The 17,760-nt window shown below is 76.2% G+C and carries 18 protein-coding genes; 4 read left to right on the top strand and 14 right to left on the bottom strand.

What is annotated here, in order from left to right:
* Positions 1-2 precede the first annotated feature (2 nt).
* Positions 3-380 carry a MazG-like family protein gene (locus ABZ836_RS03775; protein WP_356131156.1) on the top strand — a complete coding sequence of 126 codons (378 nt, stop codon included), beginning with the start codon at positions 3-5 and terminating at the stop codon, positions 378-380.
* 97 nt (positions 381-477) lie between these two features.
* Here the strand turns inward: ABZ836_RS03775 and ABZ836_RS03780 are convergent, their stop codons facing one another.
* Together ABZ836_RS03780 and ABZ836_RS03785 are read right to left on the bottom strand one after the other, a co-directional pair.
* Positions 478-1,695: a beta-ketoacyl-[acyl-carrier-protein] synthase family protein gene (locus ABZ836_RS03780; protein ID WP_361138925.1), complete on the bottom strand. Its 1,218-nt coding sequence runs from the start codon at positions 1,693-1,695 to the stop codon at positions 478-480.
* Positions 1,692-1,967 carry an acyl carrier protein gene (locus ABZ836_RS03785; RefSeq protein WP_356131159.1) on the bottom strand — a complete coding sequence of 92 codons (276 nt, stop codon included), beginning with the start codon at positions 1,965-1,967 and terminating at the stop codon, positions 1,692-1,694. Before ABZ836_RS03785 ends, ABZ836_RS03780 begins: the two co-directional genes overlap by 4 nt.
* Before the next feature lie 318 nt (positions 1,968-2,285).
* Between ABZ836_RS03785 and ABZ836_RS03790 the strand changes: the two genes are divergently transcribed.
* Complete coding sequence (locus tag ABZ836_RS03790; protein WP_356131161.1) at positions 2,286-4,469, top strand: MMPL family transporter; 2,184 nt, start codon at positions 2,286-2,288, stop codon at positions 4,467-4,469.
* Here ABZ836_RS03790 and ABZ836_RS03795 read toward each other — a convergent pair.
* From ABZ836_RS03795 to ABZ836_RS03830, 8 genes are all read right to left on the bottom strand, one after another.
* Positions 4,451-5,101, bottom strand: a complete 651-nt coding sequence (locus ABZ836_RS03795; RefSeq protein ID WP_356131163.1) for a response regulator transcription factor — start codon at positions 5,099-5,101, stop codon at positions 4,451-4,453. The genes ABZ836_RS03790 and ABZ836_RS03795 overlap by 19 nt on opposite strands.
* Positions 5,065-6,333, bottom strand: coding sequence for a histidine kinase (locus ABZ836_RS03800; protein ID WP_361138930.1), 1,269 nt, complete (start codon positions 6,331-6,333; stop codon positions 5,065-5,067). The genes ABZ836_RS03795 and ABZ836_RS03800 overlap by 37 nt, the downstream gene beginning before the upstream one ends.
* Before the next feature lie 157 nt (positions 6,334-6,490).
* Entirely contained in the window at positions 6,491-7,738 is a 1,248-nt protein-coding gene (locus ABZ836_RS03805) for a phosphatase PAP2 family protein (protein WP_356131167.1), read from the bottom strand.
* The gene (locus ABZ836_RS03810; protein WP_361138933.1) at positions 7,735-9,147 is read right to left on the bottom strand and encodes an LLM class flavin-dependent oxidoreductase; all 1,413 of its coding nucleotides are present in this window, start codon (positions 9,145-9,147) and stop codon (positions 7,735-7,737) included. Before ABZ836_RS03810 ends, ABZ836_RS03805 begins: the two co-directional genes overlap by 4 nt.
* Positions 9,144-10,064, bottom strand: coding sequence for an ABC transporter ATP-binding protein (locus tag ABZ836_RS03815; RefSeq protein WP_361138936.1), 921 nt, complete (start codon positions 10,062-10,064; stop codon positions 9,144-9,146). The genes ABZ836_RS03810 and ABZ836_RS03815 overlap by 4 nt, the downstream gene beginning before the upstream one ends.
* Entirely contained in the window at positions 10,040-10,912 is an 873-nt protein-coding gene (locus ABZ836_RS03820) for an ABC transporter permease (protein WP_356131171.1), read from the bottom strand. Before ABZ836_RS03820 ends, ABZ836_RS03815 begins: the two co-directional genes overlap by 25 nt.
* Positions 10,909-12,084: an ABC transporter substrate-binding protein gene (locus ABZ836_RS03825; RefSeq protein ID WP_361138939.1), complete on the bottom strand. Its 1,176-nt coding sequence runs from the start codon at positions 12,082-12,084 to the stop codon at positions 10,909-10,911. The genes ABZ836_RS03820 and ABZ836_RS03825 overlap by 4 nt, the downstream gene beginning before the upstream one ends.
* A 390-nt stretch (positions 12,085-12,474) precedes the next feature.
* Positions 12,475-12,555: a putative leader peptide gene (locus ABZ836_RS03830; protein WP_356131555.1), complete on the bottom strand. Its 81-nt coding sequence runs from the start codon at positions 12,553-12,555 to the stop codon at positions 12,475-12,477.
* Positions 12,556-12,749: 194 nt separating this feature from the next.
* On the opposite strand from ABZ836_RS03830, the gene ABZ836_RS03835 reads away from it, so the two are divergent.
* Complete coding sequence (locus ABZ836_RS03835; RefSeq protein ID WP_356131558.1) at positions 12,750-13,556, top strand: methyltransferase domain-containing protein; 807 nt, start codon at positions 12,750-12,752, stop codon at positions 13,554-13,556.
* Between the two features lie 281 nt (positions 13,557-13,837).
* A complete protein-coding gene (locus ABZ836_RS03840; protein WP_356131174.1) occupies positions 13,838-14,509 on the top strand; it encodes a DUF2278 family protein in 672 nt (223 codons plus the stop codon).
* A gap of 110 nt (positions 14,510-14,619) precedes the next feature.
* On the opposite strand, the gene ABZ836_RS03845 is transcribed toward ABZ836_RS03840, so the two are convergent.
* The 4 genes from ABZ836_RS03845 to ABZ836_RS03860 are packed head-to-tail and all read right to left on the bottom strand — an operon-like array spanning position 14,620 to position 17,568.
* Positions 14,620-15,876, bottom strand: coding sequence for an NAD(P)/FAD-dependent oxidoreductase (locus ABZ836_RS03845; RefSeq protein WP_356131176.1), 1,257 nt, complete (start codon positions 15,874-15,876; stop codon positions 14,620-14,622).
* Complete coding sequence (locus tag ABZ836_RS03850) at positions 15,873-16,082, bottom strand: ferredoxin (RefSeq protein WP_356131178.1); 210 nt, start codon at positions 16,080-16,082, stop codon at positions 15,873-15,875. Before ABZ836_RS03850 ends, ABZ836_RS03845 begins: the two co-directional genes overlap by 4 nt.
* 29 nt (positions 16,083-16,111) lie before the next feature.
* Positions 16,112-17,065, bottom strand: a complete 954-nt coding sequence (locus ABZ836_RS03855; protein ID WP_356131180.1) for a pyridoxamine 5'-phosphate oxidase family protein — start codon at positions 17,063-17,065, stop codon at positions 16,112-16,114.
* Positions 17,066-17,112: 47 nt separating this feature from the next.
* A complete protein-coding gene (locus ABZ836_RS03860; protein ID WP_356131181.1) occupies positions 17,113-17,568 on the bottom strand; it encodes a VOC family protein in 456 nt (151 codons plus the stop codon).
* Positions 17,569-17,760: the final 192 nt, after the last annotated feature.

The raw sequence follows: 17,760 nt of genomic DNA on the forward strand, positions 1-17,760 counted from the left end.
CCGTGGCCCTGAACCCTGACGGCAACGCGCGGGACGACGACGCCTGGGCCTCGGTCGACGCCCTGTGGGCCTGGCTGGACCGGAGCAGCACCGGCCCCCGCGAGCAGGAGCTGCTGCTGCGCATGCTGAAGCTGTCCGAGGAGGTCGGCGAGGTCGCGCAGGCGGTGATCGGCACCCTCGGGCACAACCCGCGCAAGGGGGTCACCCACGCGTGGACCGACGTGCAGGCGGAGTTGTGCGACGTGGCGCTGACCGCGCTGGTGGCGCTGCGCACCCTCACCCCCGACGCGCGGGAGGTGTTCCTGGCGCACGTGGAGGGTGTCCGCAGGCGCCAGGAGGCCGTCGAGGCCGGGAACCCCCGCCCGGTGGAGGGCGGTTGACGCTTCCCGGCCCCGACGGCCCGCGCGCCACGGCGCGTGCGTCAGGACCCGTGCGTCACGGCCCGCGCGTCACGGCCCGTGCGCTGTCTCCCGTGCGCTACGGCGCGGTGAACACCAGGGCCGTGTTGTGGCCCCCGAAGCCGACCGAGTTGGACAGCACGGACCGCAGCCGGGCGGGCCGGGGTGCCCCGGACACCACGTCCAGGTCGATCGCGGGGTCCTGCCGTAGCAGGTTGGCGGTGGGCGGGATGACCTGCTGGTCGAGGGAGAGCACGCTGAACGCGGCCTCCATGGCGGAACCGCCCGCGATGGCGTGCCCGAACACGCCCTTGTTGGCGGTGACCGGCGGCGGAGTCCCGAACACCGAGCGCAGCGCCAGGTGTTCGGCGACGTCGTTGAGGCTGGTCGAGGTGCCGTGGGCGTTGACGTGGTCGATGTCGGCGGGGGTCAGGCCCGCGTCGGCGATGGCCGCCCGCATCGCCCGGGCCGCCCCGGCGCCGTCCGGTTCGGGGGCGACGCAGTGGTGGGCGTCGCCGGAGAGCGCCTGCCCGGCGAGGCGGGCGCGGACCCTGGCGCGGCGGGCACGGGCGTGTTCCTCGCGTTCCAGGACCAGCACCCCGGCCCCCTCGGAGAGCACGAAGCCGTCCCGGTCCGCGTCGAACGGGCGGGAGGCCGTGGCCGGGTCGTCGCCGCGGGTGGACAGGGCGCCCATCCGCCAGAAGGCGGCGGAGCCCCAGCTGTTGCGGACCGACTCGGCCCCTCCGGCGACGACGACGTCGCAGGCGCCGGAGTCCAGCAGCAGCTTGGCCATGGCGATGCCGGAGGCGCCGGAGGTGCAGTTGGTGCTGGTGGTGAGGATCGCGCCGCGTGCGCCGAGGTCGATGGAGACCTCGCCGGCCGCCATGCCGGGCTGGCTGCGCGCCACCAGGCTGGGCTTCATGGCGCCGAAGCGGCCCTCCATCAGCTTGGTGTACTCCCCGGTGTGCACCATGGCGCTGCCGCCGACGCCGATGACCACGCCGACCCGCTGCGCGTCCCACTCCTCCGGGTAGAGGCCGGCGTCGGCGACGGCCTCGCGGGCGGCGATCACCGCGAACTGGATGAACCGGTCGGTGCGCCAGCGCAGGCCGCGGCCGAGCCGGGCGGAGATCGCCTCGTCGTCGACGCGGCAGGAGAAGTCGACCGGCATCCCCTCGAGTTCGGGGTCGCGGGCCGCCGTGGAGACGCCGCTGAGCAGCCGCTCCCAGGCCTCCTTGACGCCGACACCGTCGGGGGCGACGATCCCGAGGCCGGTGACCGCGATCGGGGAGCTCACCTGGCGGCCCCCGCGGTCTCGCCCTGCTGTTCGGCGGCCTCGGCGATGATCCGGAAGCCGTCGGCGAGGGTGGTGTCGGCGCCGAGTCCGGGCAGGGCCGGGGGCAGGGTGATGCCGTCCTCGTCCTCCAGGATGGCGAGGAGCTCGGCCATGGCGAGCGAGTCGATCTGCAGTTCCCCGAAGGTCGCGTCCGGGCGCAGCGCCTCGGGGTCGATCTCGAAGTGGTCGCGCAGCAACGCCTCGAGCCGTGCGACAAGCGGCTGGTCCGTCAACTGTCTCTCCTCACAGGGGATGTGCCGATGTGCGGCCGCCGTCCTGGGGGCCGCCGCGGACCGCGCGGCGCAGCCGCTCCCCGTCCGTCGTGGGGCACCGGGTCCGCCGCCCGCCAAACAGGTGGGATTCGGGCCCGGACACGGCGGATCACCCGGCAGCCGCTCCCGCCTTCGGCACCGTAGGCACATCGCATGGGCGGACAATCGGTGACACGCATCCCGCGTCGCCCGGATTCACCAGGGCGGCGGTGCTGGCGGGCCGCCGGCGCAGGCGTGACGTCCGGTGGGGCCCGGGGCGGGTCGGGAGGTGGTGACGGCGTGGAGACGGTCGGAGGGAAGACCGGCGGCCCCGGGCGGCGGGGGGTCGGGGATCCGGTGCTGCGGCGGGCCCGGCTGGTGCTGGCGGGGGCGTTGCTGGCGCTGGTCTGCGCGGCGCTCCTGGCCCCGGCGTCGCTGGCGTCGCTGAACACCGGGGGCGCCGCGGCCACCGGCACCGAGGCGGAGCGGGCGGCGCGGCAGGCGGAGCGGCTGGGGGTGGCGGCGCCCGACCTGGTGCTGGTGGTGACCGGCGGGGAGCGGGCGGCGGTCGCCGCCGCCTCCCGCGCGGTGGCGGGCGCCCTGGCGGACGATCCGGCGGTGCGGCGGGTGGGGACGGCGACCGCCTCCCCGGCGGATCCGGGGCGGTCGCCCGCGGGGACGCTGCAGCTGGTCCCGGTGCGGATGACGGGTGACGCCGCGGACCGCAAGCGGGCCGCGCCCGGGGTGCTGGCCGACGCGCGGGCGGCGGTCCCGGACGGGGTGCGGGTGGAGGCGAGCGGCCCGGTGTGGACGGGGCGCGAGCTGAACCTGGCGTCGACGGCGGGGCTCGCCCGGGCCGAACTGGTGGCGGCGCCCCTGGTGTTCGCGGTGCTGGTGTTCGCCTACGGTTCGGCCGTCTCGGCGCTGCTGCCGGTGCTGGTGGCGCTGCTCACGGTGGCGTGCTCGATCCCGGTGATCGGGCTGCTGGCCCGGTTCCTCGACGTCTCGTCGTTCGCGGTGAACGCGGCCGCGGCCATCGGTTTCGGCCTGGCGGTGGACTACACGCTGTTCCTGCTGGCGCGGGTGAAGGAGCACACCGGCCGCGGCGAGGACCTGGAGTCGGCGCTGGCGGCGGCCCGCCGGTCCAGCGGCCGGTCGATCGTGTTCTCGGCGGCGGCGGTGGCCTGCTGCATGGCGTGCGCGCTGGTGGTGCCGGTGCCGTTGCTGCGGGCCCTGGCGCTGGCGGGGGCGACGGCGACGGTGCTGGCTGCGGTGGTGGCGCTGACGGTGGTGCCGTCGTGCCTGCGGCTGCTGGGCGGCCGGGTCGACCGGTTCGACCCGCTGCGGCGGTGGCGCCGGGCGGGCACGGGGGACGACAGCCGGTTCTGGCGGCGTGCCTCGCTGGCGGTCACCGGGCGGCCGTGGCTGGCGGGTTCGCTGGCGGCGCTGCTGCTGGTGCTGCTGGCCGCGCCGATCACCCAGGCGCGGTTCGGTCTGTCGGACGAGCGGGCCCTGCCGGCGTCCGCGCAGGTGGCCCGCACCCAGGCGCGGGTGGACGCGGAACTGGCGGCGCCGCCGGAGCGGATGCTGACGGTGGTGCTCACCGGCGTCGACCGCCCCGCGGCGATGGGGTCCTACCTGGAGCGGCTGCGGGCCGTGGACGACGTGACCTGGGTGCGGCCGGCCGCCACCGGGCGGGGCGAGCGGGAGGGCGGTGTGGTGCTGGCGGCGGCGCTGGGCGTGGCCGCGGACTCGGAGCGGGCCGGCACGGCGCTGGAGGCGGTCCGGGCGGTGCCCGCGCCGGGCGAGGTGGCGGTGGGCGGCCGGGCCGCGGAGATCGCCGACACCAACGCGGCGGTGCGGGACGCGCTGCCCCGCTGTCTGCTGCTGCTGGCCGCGGCGCTGACGCTGCTGCTGGGGTACTTCACGCGGAGCTGGGTGGCCCCGTTGAAGGCGCTGGCGGTGGCGGTGCTGAGCCTGGGCGCGAGCATCGGCGCGATGGTGTGGGTGTTCCAGGAGGGCCGGCTGCGGTGGCTGGTGGGCGACTTCACGGTGACCGGCACGCTGGACGCCTCGCTGCTGCTGTTCACCCTGTTCGTGGCGCTGGCCCTGTCGGTGGACTACGAGGTGTTCCTGCTGGGCCGGATCCGCGAGGAGTTCGACCGCTGCGGCGACAACCGCCGCTCGATCGTGGACGGCATCGCCCGCACGGCGCGGCTGCTGACCTCGGCGGCGGCCGCGGTGGCGATCTCCACGGCGGCGATGGCGTCGGCGCCGGTCACGCTGCTGAAGCTGATCGGGGTGGGCATCGCGCTGGCGGCGGTGGTGGACGCCGTGGTGGTGCGGGGTGTGCTGGTGCCGGCGGTGATGACGGTGCTGGGCCCCGCCAACTGGTGGAGCCCCTACCGCGCCGCGGGCGGCGCCGCGCCCGCCGGCCCGCCGGAGCGGGAGCCGGCCGCCGCGGCTCAGGCGGCGTCGAGGTAGGCGAGGACGGCGAGGACCCGCCGGTTGTCGTCGTCGGACACCTCGAGGTCCAGCTTGGCGAAGATGTTGGCGGTGTGCTTGGCGACGGCCCGTTCGGTGACGGTCAGCCGGGCGGCGATGGCGGTGTTGGAGCGGCCCTGCGCCATCAGCTCCAGCACCTCCCGCTCGCGGGGGGTGAGCCGGGAGACGGGCCGGTCGGCGGCGCCCTGGCGCTGCAGGAGCTGGGAGATGACCTGCGGGTCCATGGCGGTGCCGCCGGCGGCGACCCGGCGGACCGCCTCGGTGAACTGCTCGGCGTCCAGCACCCGGTCCTTGAGCAGGTAGCCGACGCCGCCGCTGCCGTCGGCGAGCAGTTCACGGGCGTAGAGCTGCTCGACGTGCTGGGAGAGCACCAGCACGGGCAGTCCGGGTGTGCGCCGCCGGGCCCGCAGGGCGCACTGCAGGCCCTCGTCGGTGAAGGAGGGCGGGAGCCGGACGTCGACCACCGCGACGTCCGGCTCCAGTTCCTCGAGGGCGCGGTCCAGTTCGGGGCCGTTGTCGACGGCGGCGGCCATCTCGAAGCCGTGCGCCTCCAGCAGCCGGACCAGGCCGTCCCTCAGCAGGAAGAGGTCTTCGGCGAGGACAACGCGCACGGAATCTCCAAGGTCACCACGGTGGGGCCGCCGGTGGGGCTGACGACGGCCAGGACGCCGTCGAATGCTCCCAGCCTGCGCTCCACTCCCGCCAGTCCGGTGCCGGCGGCCGGGTCGGCGCCGCCGCGGCCGTCGTCGGTGACGGTCAGGCGGAGCATGCCGTCGCGGTGTCCGAGTTCCAGCCAGACGCGGCCGGCCCCGGCGTGCTTGACCACGTTGGTCAGCATCTCGCTGAGCGCGAAGTAGACGGCGGACTCCACGGCGGGCTCGGCGCGGCCGGGCAGGTCGACGTCGGCCTCCACGGGCACCGGCGTCCGCAGGGCCAGGGCACGGGCCGCGTCGCCGAGTCCGCGTTCGGCGAGGACGGGCGGGTGGATCCCGCGGACCAGGTCGCGCAGTTCGGCGAGCGCCTCCACGGACTCCGCGCGGGCCTTGGCGAGCAGGGTCCGCGCCTGCTCGGGGTCCTTGTCGAGCAGCGCCTCGACGGTGCCCAGGCTCATCCCCATCGCGACCAGCCGGGCCTGCGCCCCGTCGTGCAGGTCCCGTTCGATGCGCCGCAGTTCGGCGGCGGAGGTGTCCACCGCGTCGTGCCGGGTGCGGGCCAGCTCCTCCACCCGGTGTTCGAGGGCGGCGCGGCCGGTGGGCGTGAGCACGGTCCGGGTGAGGGTGAAGTGGGCCCGCAGCAGGCGGTCGCTGAAGCGGAAGGCGAAGTGCATCAGGAGCAGTCCGAGGACGCCCGCGCCGATCGCGTCGGCCTGTCCGCTCACCGGGAGGAACCAGTACCAGTAGTCCCCGCCGTCCGCGGCGACCCGCCAGAACCCCAGCGCCAGGGCCAGGCCCTCCGCCGCCTTGGCCAGCAGCGCGGCGGGCAGCACGGCGAGGAAGAAGCCCGCGGTCGCGTCCACCGGCAGCCAGAGCAGGTCGCGGCGGACCGCCGGGTCCTGCAGCAGGCGCAGGATGCGGGTCACCCCGGTGGCGGGCGTTCCGGCGGGCACGGGACGGTAGGCGGCGGGGAGGCTCGTCCCGTACCACCGCTCGGCCGTCCGCCGCCGCCGGTCGGCGTGGCGGCGGACGGCGGTGAGCAGGGGCGGCAGGAGGTAGGCGCCGACGCCGAGCGGGAGCAGGGCGGCGGCCAGGACGACCCCCAGCAGGAGGGCCGTGGACCCGAAGAACGCCACCACCCCCAGGGTGAGTCCGCGCGCGGCGGCGATGGTTGCCCGTGTGACGGTCATGGTCCGACTCCCCGTGTCCCGGCGGTGTTCCGGCGGGCCCTTCGCCCCCCACCGAGGACGGTACGGACGCCGGGGCGCCGCCGCACGGGGCGCGGCACCCGGACCGGGGGTGGTGCTGGGTACACCCCCCGGGCCCGGGGACCGTGCGCCGGGACGGTCAGCGCGGTGCCAGCAGCGTCCCCCGGCGCTCCAGCACGTGGCGGGCGACGTTCTTCCCGAGGGTGATGCCCGCCTCGTCCGCGGTCCGCGTGTGGATGCCGGACCAGACGCGGGCGTCCACGTTCTCCACCGACAGCCGCCGCCAGTTCGTGTAGGTGCGGGTCACGCCCGGCGCGGTGGGGCTGGTCAGCTCGAACGGCGCGGTGCGCGGCCCGGCGAGCGCGGTCAGCACCCCTTCCGCCGAGCCGGAGTAGGTGCCGTGGCCGCTCGGGTAGTCCGGGTGCGCGGGGGTGACGTGCAGCGGCGTCCACTGCGGGTCCGGGTCGAGGGAGCCGGTGCGGATCGCGGTCACCGGGCGCCAGCGGGCGTAGGCGTACTTGCTGTCCGAGGTGGCGATCTGGGTGTCCACCGACGCCACGTGGAACAGCGCCACCAGCGCGGCCTGCCCCGCCAGGCCCTCCGGGGAGCGGGTGAGCGCCACCCGCAGGGGCTCCGTGTAGAGGGTGAACGAGGACCCGTACCAGAACTGCGCGGTCCCGGTCTGCTCGGCGGTGCGCACGGCGCTGTCCGCCGCGCCGTACGCCCGGACCTCGGCCAGGTCGGCGGCGTACCGGTCCGAGTCGAGGGCGGGCGGGGGCGGCAGCCGGAACTGGCTCTGCGAGCGCAGCGCGAACGGCTCGGCCACCCGGTTGCCGTACTGCGTGGCCGGGGCGTGCGCGGGCGGCGTCGGCTGCCACACGCCGGGACCGGCCGCGGGGACCGGGTACGGGGTGTTGACCGAGGCGGGGTCGAGGCCGTCCCCGGTCCGCTCGGCGAGGAGCAGCGCGGCCTGCCGCTCGCCGGCCGCCGCGCCCCGGTCCTCGGCGGGGCCGTCGGGTATCGCGGCCAGGGTGTCCGCGTACGCGGCGTCGACCTGGGCGGCCTGGGCGGGCACCAGCTCGGTCAGCGCCCGGTGCAGGGCGGAGGCGAGCGCGGCCCGCCGGTAGTCGCCCGCGTCGACGCCGCGCGGCGTCTCGCGGGTGGCCCGCGCGGCGGCCAGCCAGCCGATGGCCCAGGTGCGGCTGTTGGTGACCTGGGTCGGGGCGGGCGCGGCGGCCACCGTGCGGGCGGTGACGTCGAACCACTCCACGGCGGTGGTGTCACCGGCGGTCCGGGGGTGCGCCGCGGCCTGCGGGGCGGCCAGCGCGCCGGTCAGGACGGCCGCGGCGAGGGCGGCCAGGGCGGTGCGGGATCTGCGGGTGCTCATGACGGGACGGGCTCCTTCTGCTGATCGGCGGTGGTGCCGGTGGCGGTGGTGGTGGCGGCGGGGCCGGGGTCGTGGTGGCCGGCCGTGGCGTAGACGCTCTCGGGGCGGGTCAGCCCGTAGTGGTCGCGCAGGGTGCGGCCCTCGTAGGCCTCGCGGAACAGGCCGCGCCGCCGCAGCAGCGGCACGACCTCCTCGGCGAACACGTCGAAGCCCCCGGGCAGCCAGGGCGGCATCACGTTGAAGCCGTCCGCGGCGCCCTGCTCGAACCACCGCTGGAGGTGGTCGGCGATCTGCTCGGGCGTGCCGGCGACGACCTGGTGGCCGCGCGCCCCGGCGAGCCGGTGCAGGAGCTGCCGGACGGTGGGCCGCTCCCGGTCGACGATGTCGAGCACGAGCCGGAAGCGGCTGCCGTTGCCGCGCTCCCCGCCGGTCTCGATCAGGTGGCGCGGCACCGGGCCGTCGAGCTCGTCCTCGCCCAGCTCCAGGCCGAGCAGCCGGCGCAGCAGGTCCAGCGAGTAGCCGGGCTGGGTGAGCCCGTCGAACTCGGCCTGCAGGGCCCGTGCCTCGGCCTCGGTGGAGGCGATGAACGGGCTGATCCCGGGGAGCACCAGCAGGCGTTCCGGGTCCCGCCCCAGCGCGGCGGTCCTGGCCTTGACGTCGGCGTAGAACGCCTGGGCGCTCTCCAGGGTCTGGTGGGCGGTGAACACGGCCTCCGCGTACCGGGCGGCGAACGCCCGGCCGTCCTCGGAGGATCCGGCCTGCACGTACACCGGGCGCCCCTGCGGGGTGCGGGGCGTGTTGAGCGGTCCGCGCACCGCGAGGTGGCGGCCCCGGTGGTTCACCGCGTGCACGCGGTCGGTGTCCGCGAACACCCCGGTCGCCGGGTCGGCGACCAGCGCCGCGTCCTCCCAGCTGTCCCACAGCTTGCCGACGACGTCGACGAACTCCCGCGCCCGGTCGTAGCGTTCGGCGTGGACGGGGTGGGCGTCGAGGCCGAAGTTGGCGGCCGCGTCGGGGGCGCCGGTGGTGACGATGTTCCAGCCGGCGCGGCCCCCGCTGAGGTGGTCCAGCGAGGCGAACAGCCGGGCCAGGTTGTAGGGCTCGGTGTAGGTCGTGGACGCGGTGGCGATCAGGCCGATCCGCTCGGTGGCCGCGGCGATCGCGGACAGCCAGGTGAACGGCTCCAGCCGGAACCGGCTGGCGTACCGCACGTTGTCCGGCAGGGACGGGCCGTCGGCGAGGAACACGGCGTCGAACGTGGCCTGTTCCGCGCGGCGGGCGAGGTCCTGGTAGAAGCCGATGTCCAGCACCCGGCCGGGGTCCGAGCCGTGGTACCGCCAGGCGGCCTCGTGGTGGCCGCCGGGGTACACGAAGAGGTTGAGGCGCAACTGCCGCCGTCGGTCGCTCATGCGGGGACCTCCTCGACGTCACGGTCCTGTCCGGCGCCCCCGGCCACGGCACCGTCCGGCACCCGCCCCCGCCCGGCCCGCCCGCCCTCGTCCCGGCGGGGCTCGGCGGGGTCGGCGGGGTCGGGGGCGGCGTCAGGCGCGGAAGCGGGGCCGGGCCCGGGGTCGGCGGCCTCGAGGTCGGTGAGGTCGGTGAGGTCGACGCCCAGGTGGGTGAGGAGGCGGTCGCGCAGGCGGCCGTGCTCCGGTGTGCCCGTGCGGCGGGGCGCGGGCAGCCGGACCTCCAGGTCGGCGGCGATCCGGCCGTGGTCCAGCACCACCACCCGGTCGGCGAGCGCGATCGCCTCGTCGACGTCGTGGGTGACCAGCAGCACGGCCGGCCGGTGCCGGGCGCACAGGGTGCGCAGCAGGAGGTGCATCCGGATGCGGGTCAGCGCGTCCAGCGCCCCGAACGGCTCGTCCGCCAGCAGCAGTCGGGGCTCGCGCACCAGGGAGCGGGCCAGCGAGACGCGCTGCTGCTCGCCCCCGGACAGCTCCACGGGCCAGGCCCGTTCCCGCCCGGCGAGGCCGACCTCGGCGAGCGCGGCCCGTCCGCGTTCCTCGGCGTCCGGGCCGTCGAGCCCGAGGACGACGTTCTCCAGCAGCCGCTTCCACGGCAGCAGGCGGGCGTCCTGGAAGACCACCGACACGTTGTCGGGGGCGGTGAGCAGCCCGTCGCCGTCCACGTCGTGGTCAAGCCGGGCGAGGGCCCTCAGCAGGGTGCTCTTGCCGGATCCGCTGCGTCCCAGCAGGGCGACGAACTCGCCCTCGTGGACGGTCAGTCCGAGTCCGTCGAGGACGCGGCGGCCGTCGAACGAGCGGACCAGGTCCTCCATCCGGACGGCTTCGGCCGGGCTCAGCCGGCCAGGGTGCGACGCCATGACAGCGCCCTCCTCTCGACGAGCCGCACCAGGCCGTCGGAGACCAGCCCGAGGAGGCCGTACACGACGAGGCCGACGAGGATCACGTCGGTCTGTCCGTAGGTCCGGGCGAGTTCCATCATGTAGCCGATGCCGCTGGTGGCGTTGACCTGTTCGACGACGGCCAGCGCGAGCCAGGCCGCGGTGACCGCGAAGCGCATGCCGAGCAGGAAGCCCGGCAGCGCGCCGGGCAGGACGACCTGGCGGACGAAGGCGGCCCGCCCCAGCCGTACCGTCTCGGCGAGCTCGACGTAGCGGTTGTCGATGGCCCGCAGGCCGTTGTGGGTGTGGATGTAGATCGGCACGAAGACGCCGAGCGCGATGGTGACGACCTTCATCGTCTCGCCGATGCCGAACCACAGGATCAGCAGGGGGATCAGCGCCAGGGAGGGGACGGCCCGCTTGATCTGCACCGGACCGTCGACCAGCGCCTCGCCGATCCGGCTGAGCCCCGACACGAGGGCCAGCAGCAGCCCGGCCGCCACGCCGAACAGCAGTCCCAGCGCGGCCCGTCCGGCCGAGGTCAGCAGGTGGTCCTGGAGGCGCCCCTCGGCGATCAGGTCGCCGGCGGTGGTGGCCACGGTCCAGGGCGCGGGCAGGGCCCGCGGGTCGACCAGGCCGGCCGCGGAGCCCGCCGCCCACAGGGCGAGGAGCAGCACGGGGCCCAGGGCCCAGCCGTACGGCACGGGGCGGCCGGGGCCCAGCCGCCGGCCGCGTGCGCCGGTCCGCGGGGACTTCCGGACCGCGACGGGCCGGTCACCGGCGGCGGGCGCCGGCGCGAGGCCGCGGGTGGGTGCCTCGACGCTCATGACGCGCCCCCGCTCTTCGCCGCGGTTTCGTTCTTCTCCGCGCCCTCGCTCTTCGCCGCGTCCCCGCCGCCGGGGGCGCCTCCGGCTTCCTCGGCCAGGGCCTGGGCGCCGACCTTCTCGAACCGCCGGTCGAAGAGCGTCTTGGCCTCGAACCGCTGGTGGCCCTGCTCCTCGGCGAGCAGGTCGACGGTCTGCTGCTGCCGTTCGATGGCGGCCGACCAGTCGGCGGGGATGTCCGGGTGTCCGGCCCGCTCGACCAGGTACTCGCCGTCCTCGCGGCTGAGGCCCTGGTCCTTGACGTACCAGCCGTCGATCCACTCGTCGGGGTGCTCGTCGATCCAGATCTGCGCCCGCGCCCAGAACTCGACCAGCTCCCGGACGGCGGCCGCCTTCTCCGGGTCGGCCACCGACTCGGTGAGCGCCCAGAGGTGGGAGGGGTCGTCACGCAGGCCGTGCTTGAGCGTGGTGGCGCCCTGTCCGCCGTAGTTCTTCAGGTAGCGCTTGATGTTGACGTCGGCGATGGGGGCGGCGTCGACCTGGTGGTTGCCCAGCGCGGTCGGGTAGACGTCGCCGGTGCTGGCGAGTTCGACCAGCTCGACGTCGTCCTGGGTGAGGCCCGCCTTCTGCAGGACGCGCAGCACCAGGGCGCCCTGGGCCTGGCCCGGGCTGTAGGCGATCTTCTTGCCGCGCAGGTCCTCCAGGGAGCGGATGCCGGCGCCGGGGGCGATGCCCAGCTCGTAGATCGGGTTCTCGTAGGGGTCCTCGCGGAACGCCGCGGCGACCAGCTTGGTGTCGAGGCCGGTCCAGTGGGCGTTGATGGACGGGATCTCCGCGGCGGCGCACACGTCCAGCGCACCGGCCCGGAACGCCTCCGAGCACTGCGGGCCACCGCTGATGTTGGCCCACTCCACCGTGAACGGCAGCTCGTCGATCTGTCCGGACAGCTCCAGCGCCACCTTCAACGACGGTGCCCCGACGACCAGTTCGGTGTCGGGCGCCACCGTGGCGGGGATCCGGGAGCCGGCCAGTTCCTCGCTGCTCGCGGTGGTCTCCGCGTCGAGGGCGCAGGAGGCGAGCAGCAGGGGCAGGGCGAGCGCGGCGGCGAGCAGGGCGGGGCGTCGGGGCCGCCCCGACGGGGGGCGGGACGCGCGGGAACGGAAACGGATCTTCATGGAGGGCAGCCTTAGGAGAGAAGCGGGAGCACGGGGGCGTACGGCGCGGCGCGGCACCGCCCGAGGGCACACCGGGGCGGCGGCGCGGCGCGCGGCGGCTCGACGCCCGGGCGGGCCGACGCGCGGGCGGGCCGACGGGATGGCCGGCGGGGTGGGCCGGCGGGGCCGTGGCGGCGGCCGGGGTCGCGGGGACGGGGCCCGGGGGAACGGTCCGTCCCGCCGGGCCCGGCGTGTACGGCCACGGGTCCGTGCTGTGCGGCACGGGGCCGTGCGGGCGTCGGCGCGGGCGCGGGCCGGGTACCGCGCGTCACCGGCCCCGCGGCACGACGTGCGTACGCGCCGCGGCCGGCGCGGCCGGCGGGACGCCGGGGCCGGGGCCGGGCGAGGGGCTCAGCGACAGACGGAGGTGGCGACGCGCATCAGGTCGACGGCGCGCCTCTTGGTGAGCCGCAGGAATGTCCGCATGGCCATGACCCTAGGCAGCGGCTTCCCGGGCGGACAAGGGAGGCGGCCGGGCCGTAAGGCGACCGCCACACCGCCTTCGTCCTCCCGCAACAACCGGCGCGTTCGGGAGCGCGCGTCAGCGCGGCACCACCGGTTCACCTGTCGGACACGCCGTCAGACACCCATTTCTGTACGGGGGTTCGTACCATGCCCCGATGAACATGACTGCATTCGACGAAGCCGAGCGGCGCATCTGGGACGGGCGCGCCTCGGCGTACGCCGCCACCTTCGCGGGTCTGTGCGCGCACACCGTCCCCGCACTGGTCGAGGCCGCGAAGGTCGGCCCCGGAGCCCGGGTGCTGGACGTCGGCACGGGCACGGGGGCGGTCGCCGCCGCGGCCTGCCGGGCCAGGGCCATCGTGAGCGCCGTCGACGCCGAACCGGACATGACCCAGTGGGCGGCCGAGGCGGTTCCGGAGGCGGACGTCCGGGTCGCCGCACTGCCCGAACTTCCCTTCGTGGACGGCACGTTCGACGCCGTGCTGGCCAACTTCGTGCTCGACCACGTGGGCCGCCCGCGCACCGCGGCCGCCGAGCTGCGCCGGGTCACCGGGGACGGCGGCCGGGTCGCCCTGGCCCTGTGGGGCGAGGAGAGAGGCGTCGGCCAGAGCCTGGCGCACCGGGCCGTCGCCGCGGCCGGTGTGGATCTGCCTCCGGCGCTTCCGCCGATCGCGCCGGAGGAGGACTTCCCGCGCACCGAGGAGGGCGTGGCCGCGCTCCTCGCCGGGGCCGGGTTCACCGGGGTGACCTGCGCGACGGTCCGCTTCGAGCACCGCGTGGAGCCCGACCGCTGGTGGGCGGGCACGGCGGGCGGCGTGGGTCCCACGGGCGCCCTGGTCGCGGCGCAGCCGCAGGACGTGATCGACGCGGTCCGCAAGGAGTTCGACGCCCTCGCCGCGCCGCTCCTCGGCGACGACGGCCTCCTCGTCCTCCCGCACGTCGCCCTGCTGGCCGCGGGCTCGGCCTGACCGGGTCGACGCGCCGCGTCCGTCGCCGCCGCCCCGCACCCCCGCGGGGCCGCCCCGCGCCCGCGGGCCGCGGCGTGCCTCCCCCGCGCACGCCGCGGCTGCCTCGGCGCGGTGCTGGGGCAGCAGCCGGAGTCCGCGAGGCAGGCGCCGGTCCGGGGAAGCGGGAGGTGACCGTGCTCCGCCTTCCGCTGCGGCGCCGTCGCGCCTCCCCTGCGGCAAGCGGGTGACACCGGCCGCGTACGGTGCCGGGAGCCGGTGGCACCGGCTGGTTCACTGACGGCATGCCCTTCGTCCACTACGGCGCCCTCTCCGGAACCCTGCACCGCCACCACCGCGACCGGCCCGACAGCCAGGGCCGCTGGTTCCACGTCAACCTCGAGGTCGACGCCCCCGCCGGGCGCTACCACTGCGCCGTCGACGTCGACAGCCACGCGTCGGCGGTCGGCGTCCGGTGGAGGACGTTCACCGTCCCGTCCGAGGCGCTGGGCCCGGCCGCCGCCCTGCCCCCGGGCTACCACGAACTGCCGCGCACCCCGGACTCCGGCGCACTGGACCACCTGCGCCACGCCGCGCTGGCGGACCGCTCCGGCGTGCTGTTCCTGCGCCGCCCGCCCTCCTGGCTCCAGGACCTCCTGGACCTGGCCGGCTCCCACCCGTGGCAGGCGGGGTCCAACCTCGACGCGGCGCTGGCCCTGGAGGCGATCCTGGTCCCCGGGCAGCAGGTCCTGGTCTTCGGCGAACCCTTCGACGACGACCCCGAGGGGGACCTCGGCATGCACAACATCCACCAGAACCAGGGCGACCCGGCGGGCTCCCCGTGGTGGACCGAGAACGGCGTCTGGCAGGACGGCGCCACCCTCGCCCGCCGTCCCGACGGCCACTACGACGTCTTCCTCAACAAGTTCTCCAGCCAGTCCGACCGGACCGACGCCGCCGGCCACCCGGTCTCCTGAACGGGCGCCGCGCACCGCGGCGCGGCTGCCCCGGCGGCGGCGTCACGGCGGCCCCCGCGGCGTCGCGGCGGCCCCCCGCGGCGTCACGGCGGTCGCGGCAACCGTCCGCGCTACCGGACGGTGCCCGACTCGGCCACCGGCTCGACTGCCGACTCGGCCGCCGACTCGGCCGCCGTCGAGGCGAGTTCGGCCCGGTGCGCGGCCAGCCGGGACATGCGCCCGACGGTGAGCGCGCCGACCGGCCGGCCGTTGCGGTGGTAGGTGATCTCCAGCCGCCGCCCCGGCACGTCGTACTCGGCCACCCGCGCCTCCTCCGCCCGGGAGGGCAGCCCGACCCCGCGCAGCCTCGCGCCGTGCAGGTCGGACCAGAAGGACGGCACCACGGTGTACGGCTCCGACGGGCCCGCGGCCAGTGTGGCGGCGGCCACCGCGCCCTGGGCGAGGGCGTCGGCCCAGTGGCCGGTGGGCAGGCGCGCGCCGCCGGCGAGGGTCTGCGGCACCCGGGCCACGTCGCCCGCGGCCACCACCCCCTCCGCCACCGTCCCGTCCGCCCGCAGCACCCTGAGCCAGGGGTCGCAGACCACGCCGCCGTCCAGCAGGAGGCCGGAGCCGGTGAGCCAGTCCACGGCCGGCACGGCGCCGAGCGCCGCCACCACCGTGTCGGCGGGGACCGACGACCCGTCCGCCAGCTCGACGGCACGCGGCGCCCCGTCCGCTCCGGTGCGGAAACCGGTGACCTCCGCGCGGGTCCGCGCCCGGATGCCGGCCTCGCCCTGCAGGGCGGCCACGTACGCGCCCGCCTCCCGGCCCAGGGCACGGGCCAGCGGCCCCTCGCCCCGCGTCACCAGGGTCACCGAGGCCCCCCGCGCCCGCGCCGCGTCGGCGATCTCGCAGGCGAGGAAGCCTCCGCCCATGACCACCACCGACCGCCCGGGCAGCAGCCGCGCCCGCAGCGCGACCGCGTCGTCCCAGTCGCGCAGGGTGAACACGCCCGGCGATGCGGAGCGGGGGGCGCGGGCCCGCGCCCCGGTGGCGACCACCAGCCCGTCGTAGTCGAGTTCCGTGCCGTCCGACAGCGTGACGCGGCGGGCCCGGGTGTCGAGCCGCACGGCGCGGCGGCCCAGCAGCCACCGCGCGCCGAGCGACGCGGACACCGGCAGCCGGACGGGCTCCGGCTCCTCCTCCGACAGCAGCACGTCCTTCGACAAGGGCGGCCGCCGGTACGGCAGTTGACACTCCTCGCCGACGATCGTCAGCGGTCCGTCCCAGCCGCGGGCGCGCAGCGTCTCCGCCGCCCGGAGTCCGGCCGACGAGGCCCCGACGACCACCGCCCGGCCGCCCCGCCAGCAGGCCCCGCCGGACGTCACGGCGCGTCCGGGGGCGCGGACGCGTGCACGGCGACGGCCCGCACGGGGCACGAGGCGGCGGCCCGCTCGGCCTGTTCCCGCAGCGCCGGGTCGGGGTTCTCCTCGTACAGCAGGTTCTCGTCGTCGTCGAAGGAGAAGATCTCCGGCGCGGCGAAGACGCACTGCCCGTGGTTCTGGCAGAGGTCCGTGTCGACGGCGATGCGCATGGCGGCAGGCTCCGTTCGTGGGGGCGGGGTCAGACGGTGGGCGGGTTGAAGCGGGAGTAGGCGGGATCGGACCACCGCAGCGGGGACGCGCCGGCGAGCTCCCGCACCCCGGCCACCGCGAACTCGACCAGCCGCTGCGCCCCCGGCACCCGGGCCGCCTCCGCCGGGTCCCAGAGGACCCTCGCGGTGCCGGTCAGGTGGAGCAGCGTTCCGGTCCGCCAGTCCGGGAAGAGCAGGCCGGCGGCGTCGTTGAGCTGGAGGTTGCCGAGGGTGAGGAACATGGCGTTGCCGGTGTAGTCGGGCCAGCGCAGCAGGGTGGGCGACAGCACCCGCACGAAGCCGGGGTTGCCGCCCCGGTGGGAGGCGTCGGCGTCGCCGTCACCGCCGGCCGTGGCGACGAAGAAGGTGTCGGCGGCGGTGACGGCGGCCCGCTGCGCCGGATCGAGGGCCCGGCCGACGGAGACGGCCGCACCGGCCGCCCGCCCGCCGCCCCCGGTTCTTCCGCCGCCGGTTCCGCCCTCCGCCCACCGGTACTCCCGCTTCTGCAGGTACTTGGGGCAGTTGGCGACGACCTGGTCGACGCCGACCTGGAGGCCGTCCCCCGTCCACCGGGCGCGGCCGTTGATCCGCATCCGGCGGCGGGTGGCCGTCTCGACGGCGATCATGCCGACCTGGAGCCCGTGTCCGCCGCGGCCGGCGCCGCGCAGGACGTCGTCGAGGGGGTCGCCGGGTGCCGGCGCGGCGTTGACCAGCAGCGTCCGGGGGCCGGGGACGCGGAGGAACCCCGGAGGCCCGGTGAGCAGGGTGGCCCAGAGCCGCCCCTTCGCGTCCGCCGCCCCCACCACGATCATCGGCTGCTCGGCGAGGAAGTCCCGGGCGACGGGCGGCACGCCGTCACCGATCCCCCCGAGCGAGAACGCCGCCTGCTCCGCGAGCCCGGCGCGCTCCTGCACCGCTCTTTCTCCGCTGTGATACCTGGACACGGCTTCCCTTCGGACGGAACGGGTGACGACGACGACGGCGGCGGGGCCTAGAAGAAGCCGCAGGTCGGCGCCCCGGCGACCGGGGCCTTGGCGGGGTCGGCGCCGGTGGGGGCGTAGATCTCCAGCCGGATGCCGTCGGGGTCGGTGAAGAAGATGCCGCCGGAGGTGCCGTTCTCGCCGTGCGGCACGACGCCCTCGTAGGCGAACTCCGCGCCCAGCGCCGTCAGCACCCGCTCGGCCTCCTGGACCTCCTCGACCGTGTCGACCTGGAACGACAGGTGGTGCAGCCCGGCCCGGTCGGCGGTGAAGCCGCCCTCGCTCTGCTGCCAGAGCGCCACCAGCAGCCGGCCGTCGCGCCCGAGGAACACCCAGCGGCGGCCCTCGTCCTTGCCCTCGGCGATCACCTCGAAGTCGAACACCTCCCGGTAGAAGGCGAGCGACCGCTCCAACTCGACGACGTTCAGCGCGACATGACCGGTCTGCAGGTTCTTGTACGTGCCCATGGGGGATCACATGCCTCCGTGTAGGGGCTAAGAGCGGATCTCGTAACCACTGAAACTGAATTTAGAGGTTAGGTAGCCGAACGCGCAACCGCCTATCGCCCGATGACCGGTTAAACTCGACGGCGACGACAGCGGAACGGCGGGCACACGGAGGGACCGGACGGTGGAACGAGAAGCCGGAGACGGAGCCGG

The organism is Streptomyces sp. NPDC047130, from assembly GCF_040643475.1.
GTDB lineage: Bacteria > Actinomycetota > Actinomycetes > Streptomycetales > Streptomycetaceae > Streptomyces.